This is a genomic window from Erythrobacter donghaensis, from assembly GCF_001557325.1.
In the GTDB taxonomy this organism is placed as follows: Bacteria; Pseudomonadota; Alphaproteobacteria; order Sphingomonadales; family Sphingomonadaceae; genus Erythrobacter; species Erythrobacter donghaensis_B.
Genome location: NZ_LSJS01000151.1, coordinates 1 through 19,868, shown reverse-complemented (window position 1 = coordinate 19,868; position 19,868 = coordinate 1). Strand labels below are relative to the sequence as shown.

Below are 19,868 nucleotides of genomic sequence, written 5' to 3'. Positions count from 1 at the left end.
TTCACGATGCATCATGGCTGGCTTTCGCTTTCGGCAGGTTGAACGGGCCCGTTAGCGCGCGGCAAGGTCGGGCGTGCGGGATTGGCGGGCACGAAGCGGCCATCTTCGGCCTTGAGCAGCCCGCGATCGACCGGACTGCCGAGGTAGTCGATATCCCAGAACGAGCGGATCATCGTCGCGAGCTGGTGGAAGTTCTCCGATCGCACGTTGACCTTGAACAGGATCGGCAGCCTCGCGAGGCGGCGCGTCACGAAATTGCGGCTGGTTCCCGCGCCCTGGCGGACCCCGTCGAATTCGAAGCTGGTGACGATCTCGCCGTCGAGCTGCCCGCCCAGCCCCACGCGCATCTGGCGATAGTCGAGCGAACGCAGCGCGGAGAAGGCGTAGTTGCCCATCGTCCCGAGGTCTTCGTAGGTGAGGTCGCCGATATAGGCGACGTTCCCCCCGCCCGCGCGCGCCACCAGCACGCCGCTGTCGATCCGGCCATGGCCCTCCTTGTCGAACACGATCGGCACGGTGCCGTCGAAGATGCCGGTGGCCGAGAGATTGGTGAGCTCCATCTGCGCGACGAACTTGGCGGCATCGAGGCCGGTGATCTCGAAGACGTAACGGCGTTCCTCGGGCTGGCTGAAGTCCATCGCCAGCGGGCGCATCGTCAGCGTGCCGCCCATGAAGGGGAAGCGCGCGTCCTCGAGCGAAAGGAGCGTGCCGTCCTTCACCTCGAACTGCACCGTGCCTGCGAGCACCTCGATTCCGGGGTTGATCGCGGCGATGGTCAGGCGCTGGTCGGGGGCGGTGGTGAGGTTGAGGAGGTCGGTGAACACCACCTCGCCCGCAAGCCCGCGCACCGGACCGAAGGCGGCGGCGAAATCGAGCCCCTTGGTGCCGAAGGTGCCCGAACTGGTGAGCGTCTCGCCCTGCCAGTCGATCCGCCCGCTGCCGGTCACCGCGCCATCGGCCAGCGCGATCACGCCCTTGGCGAGGGGCGAGAGGTTCTCGGGCTGGAAATCCTTGTCGAACACCAGCGCGGGCACCGCGAGGCGCGCGCTGCCAGCGGCGGTGTCGAGATCGTGGAGGATGGCCACCTCGCCCACGGCGCGGCCCGATTCGCGGTGGGCGAGCCGGGCATCGGCGGTGATGCGGTTGTCCTCGAGCCGCAGCGCTGCGCCATTGGCAACCAGCGGGGTGAAACGCGGCTCGGGGTGATCCGCGTTCGGGCGGTCGGTCAGGGTGAAGCTGGCGTCTGTGAGGCTGAGGACACCATCGGCGAAGGACCAGCCCCCCGCGATCGCGTCGAGATCGAAGGGCACGGCGGCGAGCCTTGCGGTGCCCCCGGCAAAATCGCCCGCAAAGGCTTCGCCGAAGCTGCCGGTGAGGCTGGCGGCCGACAGGCGCACCTCGCTGTCCCCTTCGCCGATGCGGGCGGCAAGGCCCTCGACCGCGAAAGGCTGCGGATAGCGCAGGCTTACGCCCCCCGCGGCGAAGTTCGCCGGGCTCTCGCCGAGCGTGCCGGCGAGCTTCAGCGGCCCGGTGCGCGCGGCGAGGCGCAAGCCTTTGCCATAGGCGAGGATCGGCGCGCGCCCCTCCGGGCAGAGGGTCACCTGCTGCCCCGCCAGCGTCAGACCCGACAGCGCGAGCCTGGCGAAGCGCAGCGGCGTGCAAGCCGTGCCGAGCGCGAGGCCGGAGGCTTGCGACCACGTGCCCTCGATCGGCACGGTCAGGTCATTGACCCCGCCCCCGGGCAGGTCGCCGCTGGCCTTGACCAGCCCCTCGAAGGCGAGCGCCCCGCCCGCGCGGCTCGTCAACGTCAGGCGCGGGATCGCAAGGCGGTTCGCCCCGGCGGCGTAATCGGCCATGGCGAGCCGCGCGCTCCACCCGCCGCCGCGCTCCTGCGCGATCCGGCCGTTGATCGAAGGGAGCCCCTCGCCGCCCGCCAGCAGATTGCCCGCAAGCCCGCTCACGCCCTGCGCGCCGAGCTTCGCATTGACGCGCGAGAGCGCCAGCACCCGCGTCCCGCGCGCGCTGGCAAGGATCGCCTCCGGAACCACCAGCGAGGCCTCGCCGCCGCGGTGGCGGATGATCGCATCGCCGCGGAAGGTCGCCCCTTGCAGCGCTGCGCCGAGTCCGGTGCGTGCGCGCGCGGCGAGCGGCGCGATCAGCGTGCCCGCTGCGCCCCGTTCGATTGCGGCAAGGCCCTCGGTGAGGTCGCTCGCGGGGGCGAGGCCCGCGCCGCGCAGGGTGCCCTCCCACTGCCCGCTCGAACCGTCCGCCGCGCCGCGCCAGTCGCCTGTCGCCGCGAGCCGCGCAAGGCGGCCCTGCGGCGCGGCAAGCCCGGTCAGCGCCAGATCGTGCCCGATCGCGAGGCGCCCCCCGGACCAGCCGAGTTCCGCCGTCCCGCCGAGGCCTGCCGCAGTGAGATCGGCCAACCGCGCACCGCCGCCCTCGACCTTGAAGTCCGCCTCGGCCGCGGCGAAATCGGGGGCAAGCCTCGCCCTTGTGCCGATGTCCGCCCGCTCGAGGCTCGCCCCGCCGCAGGAGAGATCGGCGAGGCGCAGCGGGCCATCGAGCGTGGGCGCGCCGCTTGCCGTCGTCAGCCTGGCGTAGAGCGTCGCCTTGCCCGCCCGGCAATCGGCGGTGCCGATCCCCGGCGCGCTCGCGGCGAGGACCCCGGCAAAGCCGTCGTCGAGCCGGCCTTTGCCATCGAGCTTGAACCCGGCGCGGCCGTAATCGCTCTCCAGCAGCCCGCGTGCATCGGTCAGCACCACGTCGATGGCGGGAAGCGCGGGCGGTGCGTCACCGCCGGTGAAGACCAGCGGATCGAGCTTGCCGAGGCTGAGCCTGCCGCCCCTGAAGGAAGCGAAGATCCGTGCGCCTTCGACCGACACGCGCCGCAGCTCGGGCCCCTGCCAGCCGACGCCCATCTCGATCACCATGCGCCGGACAGTGAGATCGGGCCGCGCCGGATCGCCGATGACGAGGTTTGCGATCACCTGCCGGTTCGGCGCGAGGCTGACGATGTCGTAGCTCGCCGGAACGCCGCGCTGGCCGAGATAGTCGTCGATCACGTCGCGGGCGATTCGCTCGCGGGCGAGCCAGGCGGTGCCGCCGCCCGCCAGCGCGAGGGCGGCGACGCCCAGCATGACCGGGCTGCGCCAGAAGCGCCGCGCGCGCCCGCGCCCGCTCCCGCCGTCCTGCGGCCCCTCCGCCGTCTCCGCATCCGCCTGCCGCATCGTCTCCAACTCTTGCGCGTATCCCCTTCCAAAGGCAATGAGACACGCAGGGCCAACGCTTTTCCGGAGGGTCGCATTGCCGGAAGCTGAAGACAGTTTCGATTTTCTCGACGGTGCCGTGCCCGATTTCGACGCCGGCAAGGCCGCAGGCGACGGGCACCGCGCCCGCCTCAGGCACCGCCTCCTGACGGGAGGCGCCGAGGCGCTCGCCGATTACGAGGTGCTCGAATATCTGCTCTATGCCGCAATCCCGCGCGGCAACACCAAGCCGATCGCCAAGGCGCTGCTCGCCCAGTTCGGGAGCCTTGGCGGGGTGATCAATGCCGATCCCAAGGCGCTCCAGCGGGTCAAGGGGATCGGCGAGAATTCGGCCGCCGCCTTGAAGGCGGTTGCCACGGCGGCGCGGCGCATGGCGCGCGGCGAGATCATGGGCAAGCCGGTGCTCTCCAGCTGGCAGGCGCTGATCGACTACCTCACCACCGACATGGCGCACCTCACCATCGAGCGGGTGCGGGTGCTGTATCTCGACACCAAGAACCGCCTGATCGAGGATCATCACGTGGGTGACGGCAGCATCGATGAAGCCGCGATCCACCCGCGCGAGGTGATCCGCCGGGCGATGGACGTGGGCGCCTCCGCGATGATCCTCGTCCACAACCACCCCTCGGGCAGCCCCGAGCCCTCCCGCGCCGACATCCAGATCACCCAGCGCCTTGCCGAGGCGGGGCGGCACATGGGCGTGACCGTCCACGATCACGTGATCATCGGACGCGAGGGTCACACCAGCCTGCGCGCCAAGGGCCTGATCTGACCCGATCCGGACATCTCGTGCCCATCATGCTCGGCAATGGTGATCTGCCGAAAGCGGCGCGGCGCCGCGCATGGCACCCGGATGGTCGGCGACACGGGGAGACAGCACGACATGAGCAAGGCGACAAGCGCAGCGAGGCTGACGGCAGAAGGCCTCGGCACGGCCCTGCTCGTCGCCACGGTGATCGGGCCGGGGATCATGGCCGAGACGCTGGCCGCAGGGAACATCGCCCTTGCCCTGCTCGCCAACACCGCCGCCACCGGGGCGATGCTGTTCGTGCTGATCACCATGCTGGGTCCGGTGTCGGGCGCGCATTTCAATCCGGTGGTGAGCTGCGTCTTCGCGCTGCGGGGCGAGCTGGACGCGAGGCAGTTGGCGGCGTTTGCGGTGGTGCAGATCGCCGGCGGGGTGGCAGGCACGCTGCTGGCGCACGCGATGTTCGATCAGCCGATCATGCAGGTCTCGCTGCACCAGCGCACCGGCGCGTCGCAATGGCTGTCCGAAGCGGTCGCCACCTTCGCCCTCGTGCTGACCATTCTCGGCACCCTGGCGGCAAGGCCCGCAGCGGTTCCGGCGGCGGTCGCGCTGGTGATCGTGGCGGGATACTGGTTCACCGCCTCGACCGCCTTTGCCAACCCTGCCGTCACCCTCGCCCGCACCCTGTCGGACACCTTCGCGGGGATCGCGCCGGGCGACGCGGCCCTGTTCATCGCCGCGCAGTTCTGCGGCGGCATCGCCGCCTGGCTGGTCGGCGAAAAGGCCTTCGACTGGCGCGGCAAAACGGCCTGACGCTTGCCTTCGCGGCCGCGCCCGCCTAGCCGCTGGGCCACGTTCACGCCCCTCACCCGGAGCCGCCCGATGGTCCCCCGCTACGCCCGCCCCGCCATGACCGCCCTGTGGGAGCCGGAGGCGAAGTATCGCATCTGGTTCGAGATCGAGGCCCACGCGACCCAGAAGCTCGCCGATCTCGGCGTCGTGCCGCAATCGGCGGCCAAGGCGCTGTGGGACTGGTGGGCGACCAACCCGGCGATCGACGTCGCCGCGATCGACGCGATCGAGGCCGTCACCAAGCATGACGTGATCGCCTTCCTCGATTGGGTGGCGCAGCAGGTCGGCGAGGAAGCGCGCTTCATGCACCAGGGCATGACCAGCTCCGACGTGCTCGACACCACGCTTTCGGTGCAATTGGCGCGGGCGAGCGACATCCTGCTCGCCGATCTCGACGCGCTGCTCGCTGCGATCCGCACCCGCGCCGAGGAGCACAAGTACACCCCCACCATCGGCCGCAGCCACGGCATCCATGCCGAGCCGGTGACCTTCGGCCTGAAGCTTGCCGAGGCCTATGCCGAATTCAGCCGCTGCCGCACCCGGCTGGTCGCGGCGCGCGCGGAGATCGCGACCTGCGCGATCTCGGGTGCGGTCGGGACCTTTGCCAATGTCGATCCGGCGGTCGAAGCCTATGTCGCGGATAAGCTGGGCCTCGCCATCGAGCCGGTCTCGACGCAGGTCATCCCCCGCGATCGCCACGCGATGTTCTTCGCCACGCTCGGCGTCATCGCCAGCTCGATCGAGCGCCTCGCCACCGAGATCCGCCACCTGCAGCGCACCGAGGTGCTCGAGGCCGAGGAGTATTTCTCGCCCGGCCAGAAGGGCTCCAGCGCCATGCCGCACAAGCGCAATCCGGTGCTGACCGAGAACCTCACCGGCTTGGCGCGGGTGGTGCGCAGCGCCGTCACCCCCGCGCTCGAGAACGTCGCTCTGTGGCACGAGCGCGATATCTCGCACTCCTCGGTGGAGCGCTACATCGGCCCCGATGCGACGATCACGCTCGACTTCGCGCTCGCGCGGCTGACCGGGGTGGTCGAGAAGCTGCTGGTCTATCCTGGGCGCATGGAGAAGAACATGAACCGCATGGGCGGGCTGATCCATTCGCAGCGCGTGCTGCTGGCGCTGACGCAGGCGGGCCTGACCCGCGACGAGAGCTACCGTCTTGTCCAGCGCAACGCGATGAAGGTGTGGGAATCGGACGGCGCGCTGTCGCTGCTCGATCTGCTCAAGGCCGATCCCGAGGTCACCGCCGCCCTCAGCCCCGAGCAGCTCGAGGAGAAGTTCGACCTCGGCTACCACTTCAAGCATGTCGACACGATCTTCGCGCGCGTCTTCGGATGAGGGCGCCGGTGCTGGACAAGGGACGCGAATGGCTTAGGTTCGCCGCCACAAGGGGCCATCGGGAGACACCACCTTCGTGAAAGTCCTTCGCACCATCATCTGGGTTCTGGCCGCGCTCGGCTTCCTGGTCTTCGCCATCTACAACTGGCAGCCGGTCGAACTGCGGCTGTGGCAGAACCTCGTGCTCGAGACCAAGGTGCCGGTGCTGGCGCTGCTCGCCTTCACCGCCGGCTTCCTGCCGATGTGGGCGGTGCACCGCAGCGTTCTGTGGAGCATGGGGCGGCGGGTGCGCACGCTCGAGAATTCGCTCAAGAACAATGCCATGGCGCACCGTGCCGACATGACGGCGGCGGCGAGCGCCTCGCATGCGTCGGACAACCCTGTGGAAAGCCTGCGCGAAAGCGGGGGAGAGGGGCCTGAGCCCTTCGACATTTCCGATGCGGGCGACGGGGCAAGCGGCCCGGGTGACGGCGGGGGGAGCGCAGGCGAATGAGCAATCCGGTCTATCTGGCGCTGGACGTGCCCCAGCTCGAACCCGCGCGCGCGCTGGTCGAGAAGGTCAAGGCGCATGTCGGCGGGGTCAAGCTCGGGCTCGAGTTCTTCTGCGCCCACGGCGCGCACGGCGTGCACGAGATCGCCCATTGCGGGTTGCCGATCTTCCTCGACCTGAAGTTCCACGACATCCCCAACACCGTCGCTGCCGCGATGCAGGCGATCCACGTCTATGAACCCGCGATCGTCACCGTCCATGCCAGCGGCGGGCGGGCGATGATGGAGGATGCCAAGGCCGCCGCCGCCGCGGGGACCAAGGTGGTCGCGGTGACCATGCTCACCAGCCTCGATGCGAGCGACCTCACCGCGACCGGCGTCTATGGCAGCGCCGAGACGCAGGTGATGCGCCTTGCCGAGCTTGCCCATGCGGCCGGGCTCGACGGGATCGTGTGCTCCGGCCAGGAGGTCGGGATGGTCAAGAAGGCGTGGAGGGACGGCTTCTTCGTCGTCCCCGGCCTGCGTCCCACGGGCGGCGGCACCGGCGACCAGAAGCGCGTCGTCACGCCGCGCGCGGCGCGCGACAACGGCGCAAGCGTGCTCGTCATCGGCCGCCCGATCAGCCGCGCGGAAGATCCGGCCGCGGCCGCGCGGGCGATCGAGGCGACGCTTTGATCTGCATGCGCGCCGAAGACATCCTCGCCATTCTCGACCGGGCGGCGCAGGACTTCTCCTTCCCGATGCTCGACAACGGCTATGTCTATCCGGCCGCCGCGCGCATGTCGCTCTATCGCTCGCCTGAGGATTGGGCGATCGTGCTGGAGACCTTCGGCTACTCGCCGCGCGCGGGCGAGCCTGACTGCATGATCACGACCTTTGCGAGCCGCCCGGCCAATCGCCGACCTCCGAGCGCCTTCATCACCGCGGCGGCCCACGCCGATTACCTCGCCGAAAACCCGCATCTGGAGCAACGCTTCGTCCAGGTCATCGATCAGGACAGCCTCTACGACGAGGACTGCCCCGACTATGTCGCCGCGGACGCCGAGCGCCTCGCGCTGCGCGATCAGGTCATCCCCGTCCCGGATCTCGACGCCGTCAGGGCAGCCGGGATCGAGCCGGAGGACAATCGCCTGCTGGTCTTCGAGCTGGCGCGCTATCTTGCCCATCACCACCGCGAACTCGTCCTCGCCACGCCGGCCGAGCGAACCGCGAACCTTCCGCCCGGCATCGTGCAGGTCGGGCTGTTCGATGACTGGCGTCACCCCGATCTCGCCCGCGAGGAATGGCCGAGCGAGACGGCCAGCTTTCGCGCCGTGGCCGCCCTGCTCGCCGGCGATCCGCACGACCCCGAGGCAATCACGGCGGGGGCGAACACGCATTGGTCCAACTGGCCCGAGGGCGGGCGGCTGTGACCGACCACGCCACTCCCAACCTGCCCTCCCGCGATTTCGCCGCGACCGCCGCATTCTATGCCAGGCTCGGGTTCGCGGAGGATTACCGCTCGGACGGCTGGATGATCCTCTCGCGCGGCGCACTGAAGCTCGAGTTCTTCCTCTGGCCCGACTTCGATCCTTACAGCTCGTCTTTCGGCAGCTGCCTGAGGCTCGACGACCTCAATGCAATGATGGCCGAGATTGAGGCGAGCGGGATCCCCGACGCGAGGACCGGACAGCCGCGCTATCACCCGCCCCGGCTGGAGGAGAGCGGGCTCACCATCGCCTATCTGATCGACCCCGACGGGACGCTGCTGCGCCTGATCCAGAACGACTGACGACCATGCACGAAACCTTGGCAATCACCGCCGCCGCCCCTGCCGACGCGCCCGTGCTGAAGGCACTGCTCGAAGCCGCCTATCGCGGCGATTCGGCGCGGCAGGGGTGGAACCACGAGGCCGACATCCTCGACGATGAACGCATCGGGCGGGACGAGCTCGACGCGCTGCTCGCCGATCCGGCGGTGACGATCCTGACCGCGCGGGATGGCGGCGATCTGGTCGGCTGCGTCGCGGTGACGCGCAAGAACGAGAGCCTCGCCTATCTCGGGATGCTCTGCGTGCTGCCCACCCTGCAATCGGGCGGGCTCGGGCGGCGGTTGCTCGATGCGGCGGAGGATCACGGCCGCGCCATCGGCATCGCGCGCATGGAAATGACCGTGATCGACAGCCGCGAAAGCCTGATCGCGTGGTACGTGCGGCGCGGCTATGCCCTGACCGGCGAGACCCGCCCTTTCCACGAACTGCGCCCCGCCGATGCCGAGACCGGCCCGCAGATCACCTTCGTGGTGCTGGAAAAGACGCTCTAGCGGGCGGCTTTGCCCTCATCCTCGGTCAGCTTCTTGATATCCTCGGGGCTCAGTTCGAGCAGCGGCGAAGTGACGTTCCAGTTCAGCAGCTTCATGTCCTTGCCCGACCCGGTGAATATGTAGGTCTCGGTCGCCTCGCCGCGTTCAAAGCGGGTCTGCATCACGATCGTGGTGGTCGTGGTGCCGTTGTTGAACCCGGTGTTGAAGCCGGTCTGCTTGCTCGACTCGACCTTGCCGAGCCGCTTGGAGAACAGCGTCATCAGCCCCTGCACCTGTTCTTCGGTCACGACCTTGCGGAACTCGACCCCGGTCTCCTGGTAGAAGCGCTTGGCGTTGCCCTGATCGTAAAGCGCGTGGAATTTGTCGATCTGCGCACGCGCACCCTCGACCTGCGCGCCCGGATTGCATGCTGTCAGCGCCAGGGCACCGGCAGTGGCGAGGAAGATGCGGAATTTCATGGACGATTGCTTCCCTGTTGCGCCCGCCAGACTGCCGCGCCTTTCCCGCCCGATCAAGCACTTCGCGCTTCACGCGGCGGCTACGGCGGCGTAGAGCGCCGCGTATGGCAGGCACCCTCGTCAAGATATGCGGAATTTCGACCCCCGAAACGCTCGCCGCCTGCATCGCGGGGCGGGCCGAGTGGGTGGGGCTGAACTTCTTCGCGCCCTCCCCCCGCTTTGTCACGAGTGCGGTGGCCGCGCGGCTTGCAGGCCATGCGGGTGACGCGATCCGCAAGGCCGGGGTGTTCGTCGATGCCGATGACGCCGCGCTGGCCGAGGCGGTGGCGGCGGGCAGGCTCGATGCGATCCAGCTCCACGGCCACGAGGCGCCCGAGCGCGTCGCGCAGGTCAAGGCGCGCTTCGGCCTGCCGGTTTGGAAAGTGCTCTCGGTCGCCAGCGCGGATGACGTCGCCAAGGCCGCGGCCTACGCCGGAGCCGCCGATTTCCTGCTGTTCGACGCCAAGACCCCCAAGGGCCAGCTGCCCGGCGGCATGGGCCTCGCCTTCGACTGGGCCCTGCTCGCCGCCTACAAGGGCCCGCTCGCCTGGGGCCTCGCCGGCGGCCTCACCCCCGCCAATGTCGGCGAGGCGGTCCGCCTGACGGGCGCGGCGCTGGTCGACACCTCGAGCGGGGTCGAGAGCGCGCCCGGCCTCAAGGACGTGGACAAGATCGCCGCCTTCTGCAAAGCCGCACGGCTATGAACACACCTCTCAACTCCTTCCGCAACCAGCCGGACGAGCGCGGCCATTTCGGCCAGTTCGGCGGGCGCTATGTCGCCGAGACGCTGATGCCGCTGGTGCTCGATCTCGAGCGCGAATACCGGAAGGCACAGGCTGACCCCGCGTTCCAGGCGGAATTCGACGACCTGCTCGAGCATTACGTCGGCCGCCCCTCGCCGCTCTATTTCGCGCCCCGGCTGACCGAGGCGCTGGGCGGCGCACAGGTGTGGTTCAAGCGCGACGAGCTCAACCACACCGGCGCGCACAAGATCAACAACTGCATCGGCCAGATCCTGCTGGCGATCCGGATGGGCAAGAAGCGCATCATCGCCGAGACCGGCGCGGGCCAGCACGGCGTGGCGACCGCGACGGTCTGCGCGCGCTTCGGCCTGCCTTGCGTCATCTACATGGGCGCCGAGGACGTGAAGCGCCAGTCGCCCAACGTGTTCCGCATGAAGCTCCTGGGCGCCGAGGTGGTGCCCGTCACCAGCGGCGGGGCGACGCTCAAGGACGCGATGAACGAGGGCCTGCGCGACTGGGTCGCCAATGTCCACGACACCTTCTACATCATCGGCACCGCGGCGGGCCCCCACCCCTATCCCGAGATGGTGCGCAACTTCCAGAGTGTGATCGGCAAGGAGGCCCGCGCGCAGATGCTAGCGAGGACGGGCCGCTTGCCCGACCTGCTGGTCGCCGCGATCGGCGGCGGATCGAACGCGCTGGGGCTGTTCCATCCCTTCCTCGATGATCCGAGCGTGAAGATGCTCGGCGTCGAAGCAGCGGGGCATGGGTTGGACGGTAATGAACACGCTGCGAGCCTGCTCGGCGGCACCCCCGGCGTGCTCCACGGCAACCGCACCTATCTGCTGCAGGACGCCGACGGCCAGATCACCGAGGGCCACTCGATCAGTGCCGGGCTCGACTACCCCGGCATCGGCCCCGAGCACGCGTGGCTCAAGGAGAGCGGCCGCGTCGATTACACCGCCGTCACCGACGAGGAGGCGCTGGACGCCTTCCAGCTGCTCTGCGCGACCGAGGGGATCATCCCCGCGCTCGAACCCTCGCACGCCATCGCGGCGGTGAAGAAGGTCGCGCCGACGATGCCGAAGGACAGCATCATCCTCGCCAACCTGTGCGGGCGCGGGGACAAGGACATCTTTACCGTGGCTGAGAGGCTGGGGGTGGAGCTTTGAAGCGGTTTCTTGGAAATGTCTGCTACGGAATGGCGACAGGTTTTGTCGTCATGCTTGTCGCTGGTTCAATTGCCTTATTTCTGGGCGGCACTTACCGAGCAGGCCAAGAGCATCTTCCGCTAACATTTCGAGTAGTCCTTGAAGCTGCATTATTTGGCTCGGTCTTTTTAGGGCTCTTCGGTGCCCTAATGACGCTTCCTAAACGTCATTCGGTGATCAAGAAATCAAATGATAATGACTAGTCGCCTCACCGCCACCTTCGCCGCCCCACGCCCCGCGCTCGTCTGCTTCATCACCGCAGGCGATGGCGACACGGCGGCCAATCTCGATGCGCTGGTGGAAGCCGGGGCGGATGTGATCGAGCTGGGCATGCCCTTCACCGATCCGATGGCCGATGGCCCCGCGATCCAGAGCGCCAATCTGCGCTCGCTCGGCGCGGGCACGACCACGGCAGACGTGCTGCGCTACGCCACCGACTTCCGCGCCCGGCACCCCGATGTGCCGCTGGTGCTGATGGGCTATGCGAACCCGATGGTGCGTCGCGGCCCGGAGTGGTTCGCCGAGGCCGCCGCCGCCGCTGGCGTTGACGGCGTCATCTGCGTCGACATTCCGCCCGAGGAGGACGACGCGCTCGGCCCGGCGCTGCGCGCGAAGGGCATCGCGCCGATCCGCCTCGCCACCCCCACCACCGACGCCGCGCGCCTGCCACAGGTGCTCGAAGGGTCGGAGGGCTTCCTCTACTACGTCTCGGTCGCCGGGATCACCGGCAAGCAGCAGGCCCAGATCGCCAGCATCGAGGCGAATGTGGCGCGCATCAAGCAATCGACCGACATTCCGGTCGCGGTCGGCTTCGGCGTGCGCACGCCCGAGCAGGCCTCGGCCATCGCCCGGGTGGCGGACGGCGTGGTGGTCGGCTCGGCCCTGGTGGAAATCTGCGGCCAATATGGCGCCGAGGCCCCGGCCAAGCTAAGGGAGTTGACCTCGGCGCTCGCCGCCGCCGTCCACTCCGCCCGTCAGGAGCACGCCGCATGAACTGGTTCACCCGCGTCCGCAATTCGCTCGGCTTCTCCTCGGAGAAGAAGACCACCGAGAAAGACCTGTGGATCAAGTGCCCCTCGTGCCAGGAGCTGCTGTTCGCCGCCGATTACGAGGCGAACCTCTCGGTCTGCCCCAAGTGCGAGCATCACGGCCGGATCGGGGCGGACGCGCGGCTCGCGCTGCTGCTCGATCCGGGGTTCGAGGTCCTGCCGCTGCCCAAGGTCACCGAGGACCCGCTGCAGTTCAAGGACACCAAGAAATACACCGACCGCCTCAAGGCCGCGCGCGCCGCGAACCCGCATGAGGATGCCTTCGTGGTCGGCTCGGGCTTCATCGACACGCAGCCCGCGGTGGTCGGCGTGCAGGACTTCGGCTTCATGGGCGGCTCGATGGGGATGGCCGTGGGGCAGGCCTTCTGCAACGGCGCGCAGAAGGCGCTGGATCGCGGCTGCGCCTATGTCGTGGTGACCGCCGCGGGCGGCGCGCGGATGCAGGAGGGGATCCTCTCGCTCATGCAGATGCCCCGCGCGACGGTGATGACCCGGCGGCTGAAGCAGGCCGGGCTGCCCTACATCGTGGTGCTGTCCGACCCCACCACCGGCGGGGTCACCGCGAGCTACGCCATGCTCGGCGACATCCATATCGCCGAGCCGGGCGCGCTGATCGGCTTTGCCGGCCAGCGGGTGATCCAGGACACGATCCGCGAACAGCTGCCCGAAGGCTTCCAGCGCGCCGAGTATCTCCACAAGCACGGCATGGTCGACATGGTGGTGCCGCGTCGCGAGTTGCGGGCGACGCTGGCGCAGGTGCTGGATTACCTTGCTCCCGCGAAGGCGGCGTGAAGCCGAAGTCCGCCCTCCTCTTCAGAGGAGGGCCGCGAGACTTGCTGAGCGCAGCGAAGCTAGTCGCAGCGGGGTGGTGCCTGCGATCATGCTCGCTTCGCTCGCTACCACCCCCAACCCCCTCCTCTCAAGAGGAGGGGGCTTGAGCATGCGCGATTTCGGCACATCCGACGACCCGCGCGTGCAGGCGCAGCTTGACCGCCTCGCCGCGCTGAGCCTGCCGCAGGGGCGACTTGGGCTGGAGACGATCCGTGCGCTGATGGAGCGCCTCGGCAACCCGCATCGCCAGCTGCCGCCGGTGTTCCATGTGGCGGGCACCAACGGCAAGGGATCGACCTGCGCCTTCCTGCGCGCCATGCTGGAGGCGCAAGGCTACAAGGTCCACGTGACCACCTCCCCCCATCTGGTGCGCTACAACGAGCGCATCCGGCTGGCGGGAGAACTGATTTCTGACGGCATGCTGGCCGATGTACTGGAAGAAGTGCTGGACGCAGGCGAGGACCTCGGCCCGAGCTTCTTCGAAGTCACCATCGCCGCCGCCTTCCTCGCCTTCAGCCGCACCCCTGCCGATGCCTGCGTGGTCGAGGTCGGCATGGGCGGGCGCTTCGATGCGACCAATGTGCTGGAGCCCGAGGCGCTGGCGGCCTGCGGGATTGCGGCGCTGGGCCTCGATCACGAACGCTTCCTGCTCGCGCCCGAGGAGGGCGTTCCGACGGAGCCGATGGCGCGAATCGCGTTCGAGAAGGCGGGCATCGCCAAAAAAGGAGTGCCTCTGATAGTGCGCACGCCGAACGAACCCGAAGCGAATTGGGCTATCGAGGAGGTCGCCGAAAAAGTCGGTGCTCCGTCCTATTTCGGTGGACACGCCGACGCATGGGCCATCAAGGCGAATTGGCGAGCACCAGAAAAAGTCCGCTACGCCGATTGGCAGGAAAGCAGCGGCAAGCAAACGTCGTTTGTTTTGCTTCGGCCCAACCTTGCCGGCGATCATCAGATCGAGAATGCCGGGCTCGCCATAGCCATGCTGCGCCACCAGCGGCAGGTGAAGATTACGATGGAAGCGATCGCCAAGGGGATTGTATCGGCGCAGTGGCCCGCCCGGTTGCAGCGCCTTTCGCCTGGGCCTTTGACCGGGCGCCGCGAAGTATGGCTTGATGGCGGCCATAACCCGAGTGCGGCGCAGCGGTTGTTCAGCTTCCTGAACAGGCACATCTATGCTGATCGAATACTCGCGACAGGCGAATTGCGGCCAATCCACCTCATCATCGGGATGATCGAGGGCAAGAATCCCGCCGCGCTGACCGCCCCGCTCGCTTCGCTTCTGGAGAGCATCACGGCTGTACCGGTGCCGGGGCATGACTGGCACCCGGCAAGCGCCTTCGGCCCCTCGGCACGCGCCGCGCTCGATGTGCCGACGGCCCTCGCAATGATCCCCGATGACGGCCTGCCCATCCTCATCGCAGGCTCGCTCTACCTCGCGGGCGAGGTGCTGCGGCTGAACGACGAGCTGCCCGATTAGATCTCCGGCTCCGGCGGGGGCGCGTTCTCTGCCCGCCCCGAGCGCGCCTGCCGCACCCACTCGATCACACACAGCACCACGGCAAAGGCGCCGATCCCGGTGGTCAGCAGGAACACGTCGTAATAGCCGCGCTCCTCGATCATCTGGCCGAGCGCCGGGCGGCCCAGCGTCCCCACCAGCATCGTCAGCGAGGACAAGAGCGCATATTGCACCGCGCTGTAACCCTTCGCGACCACACTCGAGAGATAGGCGACGAAGGCCGCCCCCGCGATGCCGACGGCGATGTTCTCCATCCCGATGGTCAGCATCAGCCGCGCCATTCGGTCATCCGCCCCGAACAGACCGGCCAGCGCGGTGAAGCCGGTCAGATCGCTCGCCAGCTGCATCCGCGCGCCGCCTACGGCAAGGTCGGCGTAGAGCAGGTTGGTCAGCGCCGCGATGACAGCGCCCAGCGTCAGCGTCGTCATGCGGCCGATGACAGTCAGCAGCGTGCCGCCCAGCGCCAGCCCCAAGATCAGCGCGCCGACACCGAAGAACTTGGAGGCAATCGCCACCTCGTCCTTGGTGTATTGCAGCTCGCCCAGATAGAAGGGGTAGGCAAAGCTCCCCCAGATCGCATCGGTGATGCGGTAGGACAGCACCAGCGCGATCACCAGCACCGCGGCCCATTTCAAGCGTCCGATGATCTCCGCGAGCGGCAGGATCAGCGCGCGGTAGCCGTGATCGAGCGCGGTATCGAGCGCGCTGCTTGCGGGCACATCGGCGGTGAGCACGTGGCGCCCGGACTTGCGCATCGCCTCGAGCCAGCCTGCGATGGCGCCGGGGATCACCACGGTCGCGATCACGATCAGCGGGCCCATCTGGCTGACGAAGGCGGTGGAATCGGGCCGCGTCTCGGGCGTGGCGGTGAGCGAATCCACCATGAAAGCGAGCACCGTCACCAGCGCCCAGCCCCACAGCACGGCGACCGCGCCCAGCGCATAGGCGCGCACGCGGGGCACTATCTGCCCCGCCTGCCGCAGAGTGCCGAGATTGGCGCGCTCGCTCTCCAGCGCGGCGGCGCTGCGTTCGGCGTCGGGGGCAAACAGGCCCAGGAAGCCCACGATGAGGAGGATGCCGCCCATGCTCGCGAAGACCGTCGGCCAGCCCAGCCGCTCGGCCATGAACAGCGCCAGCGCCCCGCCCACCAGCGCCGCGACGCGGTAGCCCATCTGGAACACGGTCGAGAGGATGTCGATGGTCGCCACCTCGTCCGCGACATCCACCCGCCACGCGTCGATCACCACGTCCTGCGTGGCGCTGGCAAAGGCGCCGATCCCGGCCAGCAGCGAGAAGACTCCCAGCGAGGACAGCGGATCGAGCAGCGAGAGGATCACCAGGATCGCCCCCAGCAATAACTGCGCCGTCACGATCCACTGCTTGCGCTTGCCGAGCTTCCTCAGCCCCGGCAGATCGACCCGGTCCAAGGCGGGCGACCACAGGAACTTGAACGCATAGGCAAGCCCCACCAGCGAGAACACGCCCATCGTCTCGACATCGACCTTGGCGTCGGTCAGCCAGGCGTAGAGCGTTCCGAGCAGCAGCGCATAGGGTAGCCCGCTGGCAAAGCCGAACAGCAGGACATAGGCGGTCTTGGGATGCCGCAGCGCCGCCATCAGCGCGATCCAGCGCGACAGGCGCGTAGCAGTTTGGGGTGCGGCTGTGGCCATTGACGATCCCATGCTGTCGGGGCGGATTTGCTCCGGCCCGGTTTCGTGTCACACTAGGCCGGGACGAGAGGATGAGAAAAGAGCGATGAACGCTGCCACAACAGATTTGCGTAGAGAAGATTCGGGTTTGTCGCCCACCCCGGGCCAGCTCGCCCTTGCCGAGGCCATCCGCGAAGGGCGCGCCAAGGTTGCGGGCGGGATCCAGCGGGTGCCAGCGAGCAACTACACCTGCCCCGATCACTTCGCGCGCGAGAAGGCGGCGTTGTTCGATCGCCTGCCGCAGGTCATCGCCCCGAGCGCTCTGCTGCCCGAACCCGGCATGGCCGTGCCGCACGACGCCACCGGCCGACCGCTGCTGATCACCCGCGACAATGACGGCAAGGCCCACGTCTTCCTCAACGTCTGCCGCCACAGGGGCACGCGGCTGGTGGAGGGGAATGAAGTGCAATGCGCCAAGCGGCTGGTGTGCCCCTATCACGCCTGGACCTACCGGCTCGACGGGGGCCTCCTTGCCCTCCCCCGGCCGGAGACCTTTCCGGGGCTCGACAAGGGCGACTTCGGGCTGGTGGAACTGCCGAGCGTGGAGGCAGGCGGCCTGATCTGGTTCGCGCCGGACCAAAGCGCCGATTTCAGCGCTGCACAGGAACTGGGGAGCGACTTCGATGCCTTCGGCCTCAGGGCTGCGCACCTGTTCCGGCGTAAGCTCCACAGCGTGAAGGGCAACTGGAAGCTGATCATGGATGCCTTCCTCGAAAGCTACCATGTCACCCGGCTCCACGCAGCGACGATCGGCCCCTTCTTCAAGGACGGGATCACCGCCGGGGACACGATCGGCCCGCACCAGCGCAGCGCCGTCGGGCGGCTCCAGGAGATGGAGGGCGTCGACCTCACCGACATGGCCGCTCTGCGCCGGGTGGTGACCTTCGCCTACCAGCTGCTCCCCGCGACGGTGATCGTGCCCAGCCCCGACTACGTCAACGTGATGGTGCTGATGCCGCAGGCCCATGACCTGACGCTGGTCGAGGACTTCATGCTCATCCCCGAGGCACCCGCGACCGAGAAGGCGCTGGCGCATTGGGAGAAGAGCTGGAACCTGCTCGACGGGGGCGTATTCGCGTCGGAGGATTTCCGGGCGGCGGAGCTCGGCCAGCAAGGGCTGGCGTCGGGGGCGGTCGATCACCTCACCCTCGGTACGCTCGAAGGCGGGATCGCGCGCTTCGACCAGATCGTGAGCGAAGCCTTGCGGGCGGCCCCGTGACGGCCTAGGCGCGGCCCCCATGCCCACCCAGCCTCCCCGCTCCGAAAATCGCCCCGAAGGCGACCGTATCGCCAAGCTGCTCGCCCGCGCCGGGATCGCCAGCCGCCGCGAGGTAGAGCGGATGATCGCCGAGGGGCGCGTCGCGCTCGACGGCAAGGTGCTGGAGACGCCTGCGACGATCCTCGCGAGCCTCAGGGGCGTGACGGTCGACGGCAAGCCCGTCTCTGCCGCCGAGGCGACCCGGCTGTTCGCCTTCCACAAGCCCACCGGCCTCATCACCGCCGAGCGCGACCCGGCCGGGCGCCCGACGATCTACACTGCGCTCAGGAACGCCCTGCCCAAGAATGCCGGGCGGGTGATGCCGGTCGGGCGGCTCGACCTCAATACCGAGGGGCTGCTGCTGCTCACCAATGACGGCGCGGTGAAGCGGACGCTCGAACTGCCCGCCAGCCGCGTGCCGCGCACCTACCGCGCGCGCGCCTTCGGCGAGGTCTCGCAAGCGCAGCTCGAGGACCTGATCGAGGGCGTCACCATCGACGGCATGCGCTATGGTTCGATCAACGCCAACCTCGAACGCTCTTCGGGCCGCAACCTGTGGATCGAGATGACCATCACCGAGGGCAAGAACCGCGAGGTTCGGCGCGTGCTCGAACATCTGGGATTGCAGGTCAACCGCCTGATCCGCGTCGGCTACGGCCCGTTCAACCTCGGCGATCTGCCGAGGGGGCAGGCGGTGGAGCTCAAGGGCAAGCCGGTCGACCGGTTTCTGGCGGAGCTGGCGAAAGGCCCGCTCAAGTGAGGATCATCGCCGGGGAGTGGCGCGGGCGCAAGCTCGCCGCGCCCAAGGGCGACGGCACGCGCCCGACCGCGGACCGTGCCCGTGAAACGCTGTTCGCGATGCTCACCAGCCGGCTGGGCGATTTCGAGGGATTGCAGGTCGCCGACCTCTTCGCAGGCTCGGGCGCGCTGGGGCTCGAGGCCCTCTCGCGCGGGGCGGAAAGCTGCCTGTTCGTCGAGCAGGACCGCGCGGCGGTCGAGGTGATCCGCGCCAATATCGCCACGCTCGGCGCAGGAACGCGGGCGCGGGTCGAGGCGGGCTCGGTGATGGCGCTGCGCGCAGCTGCGAAGCCGCTCGACCTGATCCTCGCCGATCCGCCCTACCGCTCGGGCGCCGGCGAGGTGGCCCTCGACCGCCTGCTGCGCCTCGGCTGGATCGGCCCGGAGACGTGGATCGCGCTCGAGACCGCGTTCAACGAGGACATCGCGATCAAGGGGCTGGTGGCCGAGACCGAACGCCGGGTCGGCAAGGGGAAGCTCCACCTCTTGCGGCTGGATGCTTCCCCCGATGCTGGCCCGGAGGCAGGTCCCGATCCGTTGGTTTAGCCGCGCGGCGGCGTCAGGCGGGTTTCGATCTGCGCCCAGGTCGCCTCGCGCTGCGCCTCGGGCATCTGGCTGAGCGTGACCTTGTCGCTGTCCGACAGCGCCCAGAAGATTTCCTGACGCTGCGGGTTCAATGACCAGAAATAGGTCTGGGTGTCGGCCGGCCAGGCCTTGAACCCGGCCTGACGGTCGGCGGGCCAGGACTGCATCATCGCGTCCTGATCGGCCGCAGGCGGCGGGGTGGTGGTGGTGGTGGCAGGGGCGTCAGGCGTGCCGGTGGTGGTGGTCGTGGTGTCCGTGTCCCACTCCTGCTCGGTCGACGGCGCGGTGTCCGGCATCGAGGGCGGCGTGGTTTCCGGCATGCCGTCGGTAGGCATGGTGTCGGTCGTCTGTCCCGGCATCGTCGTGCCGGGAGTCTGGCCCGGGGCCGCATCCGGCGTCTGTTCCTGCGCAACGGCAAAGGTGCCGGTCATGGCAAGCGTCATGGCTGAACCGGCCAGAGCGAGGGTTTTGAAAGACTTGTGCATGGGTAACTCCATCATTGATTGACCCAAGCACGACGAACGCGGCTGCTGTCCCGGCCGCATGACCCCTCACGAACCGGACAATTCGAATATGGGCCTCGTCCGGTCCGGGGCAATCACGCCGCTGCCCGGGCGTCCCGCCCTCGCCCCGCCCGGGCGGCAAATGTGGCTGAAAGACGGCAGCCC

The 19,868-nt window shown here is 68.6% G+C and carries 21 protein-coding genes; 17 read left to right on the top strand and 4 right to left on the bottom strand.

What is annotated here, in order from left to right; translation table 11 throughout:
- Positions 1–11 precede the first annotated feature (11 nt).
- Entirely contained in the window at positions 12–3,230 is a 3,219-nt protein-coding gene (locus AX692_RS08255; RefSeq protein WP_073975272.1) for an intermembrane phospholipid transport protein YdbH family protein, read from the bottom strand.
- A 76-nt stretch (positions 3,231–3,306) separates the two neighbouring features.
- On the opposite strand from AX692_RS08255, the gene radC reads away from it, so the two are divergent.
- The 8 genes from radC (at position 3,307) to AX692_RS08215 (ending at position 9,000) form a co-directional block, all read left to right on the top strand.
- Positions 3,307–4,041, top strand: coding sequence for a RadC family protein (gene radC / locus AX692_RS08250; RefSeq protein WP_073975273.1), 735 nt, complete (start codon positions 3,307–3,309; stop codon positions 4,039–4,041).
- A 111-nt stretch (positions 4,042–4,152) separates the two neighbouring features.
- The gene (locus AX692_RS08245; RefSeq protein WP_073977403.1) at positions 4,153–4,830 is read left to right on the top strand and encodes an aquaporin; all 678 of its coding nucleotides are present in this window, start codon (positions 4,153–4,155) and stop codon (positions 4,828–4,830) included.
- 69 nt (positions 4,831–4,899) lie between these two features.
- Complete coding sequence (gene purB, locus AX692_RS08240) at positions 4,900–6,210, top strand: adenylosuccinate lyase (protein WP_073974242.1); 1,311 nt, start codon at positions 4,900–4,902, stop codon at positions 6,208–6,210.
- Positions 6,211–6,286: 76 nt separating this feature from the next.
- Entirely contained in the window at positions 6,287–6,703 is a 417-nt protein-coding gene (locus tag AX692_RS08235; RefSeq protein ID WP_073974243.1) for a hypothetical protein, read from the top strand.
- The gene (pyrF, locus tag AX692_RS08230) at positions 6,700–7,374 is read left to right on the top strand and encodes an orotidine-5'-phosphate decarboxylase (RefSeq protein WP_073974244.1); all 675 of its coding nucleotides are present in this window, start codon (positions 6,700–6,702) and stop codon (positions 7,372–7,374) included. Before AX692_RS08235 ends, pyrF begins: the two co-directional genes overlap by 4 nt.
- Before the next feature lie 5 nt (positions 7,375–7,379).
- Entirely contained in the window at positions 7,380–8,111 is a 732-nt protein-coding gene (locus AX692_RS08225; protein WP_073974245.1) for a DUF7003 family protein, read from the top strand.
- Positions 8,108–8,470, top strand: coding sequence for a bleomycin resistance protein (locus AX692_RS08220; protein WP_073974246.1), 363 nt, complete (start codon positions 8,108–8,110; stop codon positions 8,468–8,470). The genes AX692_RS08225 and AX692_RS08220 overlap by 4 nt, the downstream gene beginning before the upstream one ends.
- 5 nt (positions 8,471–8,475) lie before the next feature.
- Entirely contained in the window at positions 8,476–9,000 is a 525-nt protein-coding gene (locus AX692_RS08215) for a GNAT family N-acetyltransferase (protein ID WP_073974247.1), read from the top strand.
- On the opposite strand, the gene AX692_RS08210 is transcribed toward AX692_RS08215, so the two are convergent.
- Positions 8,997–9,458 (bottom strand): hypothetical protein, encoded by a 462-nt coding sequence (locus AX692_RS08210; protein ID WP_073974248.1) that lies wholly within the window; start codon positions 9,456–9,458, stop codon positions 8,997–8,999. The two genes, AX692_RS08215 and AX692_RS08210, sit on opposite strands and share 4 nt — an antisense overlap.
- A 104-nt stretch (positions 9,459–9,562) precedes the next feature.
- Between AX692_RS08210 and AX692_RS08205 the strand changes: the two genes are divergently transcribed.
- From AX692_RS08205 to AX692_RS08185, 6 genes are all read left to right on the top strand, one after another.
- Complete coding sequence (locus tag AX692_RS08205) at positions 9,563–10,201, top strand: phosphoribosylanthranilate isomerase (RefSeq protein ID WP_073977402.1); 639 nt, start codon at positions 9,563–9,565, stop codon at positions 10,199–10,201.
- On the top strand, positions 10,198–11,412 hold the full coding sequence (gene trpB, locus AX692_RS08200; protein ID WP_073975687.1) for a tryptophan synthase subunit beta: 1,215 nt from the start codon (positions 10,198–10,200) through the stop codon (positions 11,410–11,412). The genes AX692_RS08205 and trpB overlap by 4 nt, the downstream gene beginning before the upstream one ends.
- A 29-nt stretch (positions 11,413–11,441) precedes the next feature.
- Positions 11,442–11,654: a hypothetical protein gene (locus AX692_RS19595; RefSeq protein ID WP_155644806.1), complete on the top strand. Its 213-nt coding sequence runs from the start codon at positions 11,442–11,444 to the stop codon at positions 11,652–11,654.
- Positions 11,647–12,444: a tryptophan synthase subunit alpha gene (gene trpA / locus AX692_RS08195; RefSeq protein WP_073975688.1), complete on the top strand. Its 798-nt coding sequence runs from the start codon at positions 11,647–11,649 to the stop codon at positions 12,442–12,444. The genes AX692_RS19595 and trpA overlap by 8 nt, the downstream gene beginning before the upstream one ends.
- Positions 12,441–13,292 (top strand): acetyl-CoA carboxylase, carboxyltransferase subunit beta, encoded by an 852-nt coding sequence (gene accD, locus AX692_RS08190; RefSeq protein ID WP_073975689.1) that lies wholly within the window; start codon positions 12,441–12,443, stop codon positions 13,290–13,292. Before trpA ends, accD begins: the two co-directional genes overlap by 4 nt.
- A 148-nt stretch (positions 13,293–13,440) precedes the next feature.
- The gene (locus AX692_RS08185) at positions 13,441–14,811 is read left to right on the top strand and encodes a bifunctional folylpolyglutamate synthase/dihydrofolate synthase (protein WP_073975690.1); all 1,371 of its coding nucleotides are present in this window, start codon (positions 13,441–13,443) and stop codon (positions 14,809–14,811) included.
- Here the strand turns inward: AX692_RS08185 and AX692_RS08180 are convergent.
- The gene (locus AX692_RS08180; protein ID WP_073977633.1) at positions 14,808–16,520 is read right to left on the bottom strand and encodes an AmpG family muropeptide MFS transporter; all 1,713 of its coding nucleotides are present in this window, start codon (positions 16,518–16,520) and stop codon (positions 14,808–14,810) included. The genes AX692_RS08185 and AX692_RS08180 overlap by 4 nt on opposite strands.
- 127 nt (positions 16,521–16,647) lie before the next feature.
- Between AX692_RS08180 and AX692_RS08175 the strand changes: the two genes are divergently transcribed.
- Genes AX692_RS08175 through rsmD form a run of 3 tightly spaced genes read left to right on the top strand, consistent with a single transcriptional unit; the run spans position 16,648 to position 19,161 of the window.
- Positions 16,648–17,778: an aromatic ring-hydroxylating oxygenase subunit alpha gene (locus AX692_RS08175; RefSeq protein ID WP_230959596.1), complete on the top strand. Its 1,131-nt coding sequence runs from the start codon at positions 16,648–16,650 to the stop codon at positions 17,776–17,778.
- Between the two features lie 19 nt (positions 17,779–17,797).
- Positions 17,798–18,577, top strand: coding sequence for a pseudouridine synthase (locus AX692_RS08170; RefSeq protein WP_073974332.1), 780 nt, complete (start codon positions 17,798–17,800; stop codon positions 18,575–18,577).
- On the top strand, positions 18,574–19,161 hold the full coding sequence (rsmD, locus tag AX692_RS08165; RefSeq protein WP_073974333.1) for a 16S rRNA (guanine(966)-N(2))-methyltransferase RsmD: 588 nt from the start codon (positions 18,574–18,576) through the stop codon (positions 19,159–19,161). The genes AX692_RS08170 and rsmD overlap by 4 nt, the downstream gene beginning before the upstream one ends.
- Here the strand turns inward: rsmD and AX692_RS08160 are convergent.
- Positions 19,158–19,685 carry a hypothetical protein gene (locus AX692_RS08160; RefSeq protein ID WP_155644805.1) on the bottom strand — a complete coding sequence of 176 codons (528 nt, stop codon included), beginning with the start codon at positions 19,683–19,685 and terminating at the stop codon, positions 19,158–19,160. The genes rsmD and AX692_RS08160 overlap by 4 nt on opposite strands.
- Positions 19,686–19,868 lie beyond the last annotated feature (183 nt).

What these genes read in the sequence shown, in the direction of transcription:
- AX692_RS08255 (WP_073975272.1), bottom strand. Translation starts at nt 3,230, where the DNA reads ATGCGGCAGGCGGATGCGGAGACGGCGGAGGGGCCGCAGGACGGCGGG.
- AX692_RS08245 (WP_073977403.1), top strand. Translation starts at nt 4,153, where the DNA reads ATGAGCAAGGCGACAAGCGCAGCGAGGCTGACGGCAGAAGGCCTCGGC.
- purB (WP_073974242.1), top strand. Translation starts at nt 4,900, where the DNA reads ATGGTCCCCCGCTACGCCCGCCCCGCCATGACCGCCCTGTGGGAGCCG.
- pyrF (WP_073974244.1), top strand. Translation starts at nt 6,700, where the DNA reads ATGAGCAATCCGGTCTATCTGGCGCTGGACGTGCCCCAGCTCGAACCC.
- AX692_RS08225 (WP_073974245.1), top strand. Translation starts at nt 7,380, where the DNA reads ATGCGCGCCGAAGACATCCTCGCCATTCTCGACCGGGCGGCGCAGGAC.
- AX692_RS08215 (WP_073974247.1), top strand. Translation starts at nt 8,476, where the DNA reads ATGCACGAAACCTTGGCAATCACCGCCGCCGCCCCTGCCGACGCGCCC.
- AX692_RS08210 (WP_073974248.1), bottom strand. Translation starts at nt 9,458, where the DNA reads ATGAAATTCCGCATCTTCCTCGCCACTGCCGGTGCCCTGGCGCTGACA.
- AX692_RS08205 (WP_073977402.1), top strand. Translation starts at nt 9,563, where the DNA reads ATGGCAGGCACCCTCGTCAAGATATGCGGAATTTCGACCCCCGAAACG.
- trpB (WP_073975687.1), top strand. Translation starts at nt 10,198, where the DNA reads ATGAACACACCTCTCAACTCCTTCCGCAACCAGCCGGACGAGCGCGGC.
- AX692_RS19595 (WP_155644806.1), top strand. Translation starts at nt 11,442, where the DNA reads ATGGCGACAGGTTTTGTCGTCATGCTTGTCGCTGGTTCAATTGCCTTA.
- trpA (WP_073975688.1), top strand. Translation starts at nt 11,647, where the DNA reads ATGACTAGTCGCCTCACCGCCACCTTCGCCGCCCCACGCCCCGCGCTC.
- accD (WP_073975689.1), top strand. Translation starts at nt 12,441, where the DNA reads ATGAACTGGTTCACCCGCGTCCGCAATTCGCTCGGCTTCTCCTCGGAG.
- AX692_RS08185 (WP_073975690.1), top strand. Translation starts at nt 13,441, where the DNA reads ATGCGCGATTTCGGCACATCCGACGACCCGCGCGTGCAGGCGCAGCTT.
- AX692_RS08180 (WP_073977633.1), bottom strand. Translation starts at nt 16,520, where the DNA reads ATGGCCACAGCCGCACCCCAAACTGCTACGCGCCTGTCGCGCTGGATC.
- AX692_RS08170 (WP_073974332.1), top strand. Translation starts at nt 17,798, where the DNA reads ATGCCCACCCAGCCTCCCCGCTCCGAAAATCGCCCCGAAGGCGACCGT.
- AX692_RS08160 (WP_155644805.1), bottom strand. Translation starts at nt 19,685, where the DNA reads ATGCACAAGTCTTTCAAAACCCTCGCTCTGGCCGGTTCAGCCATGACG.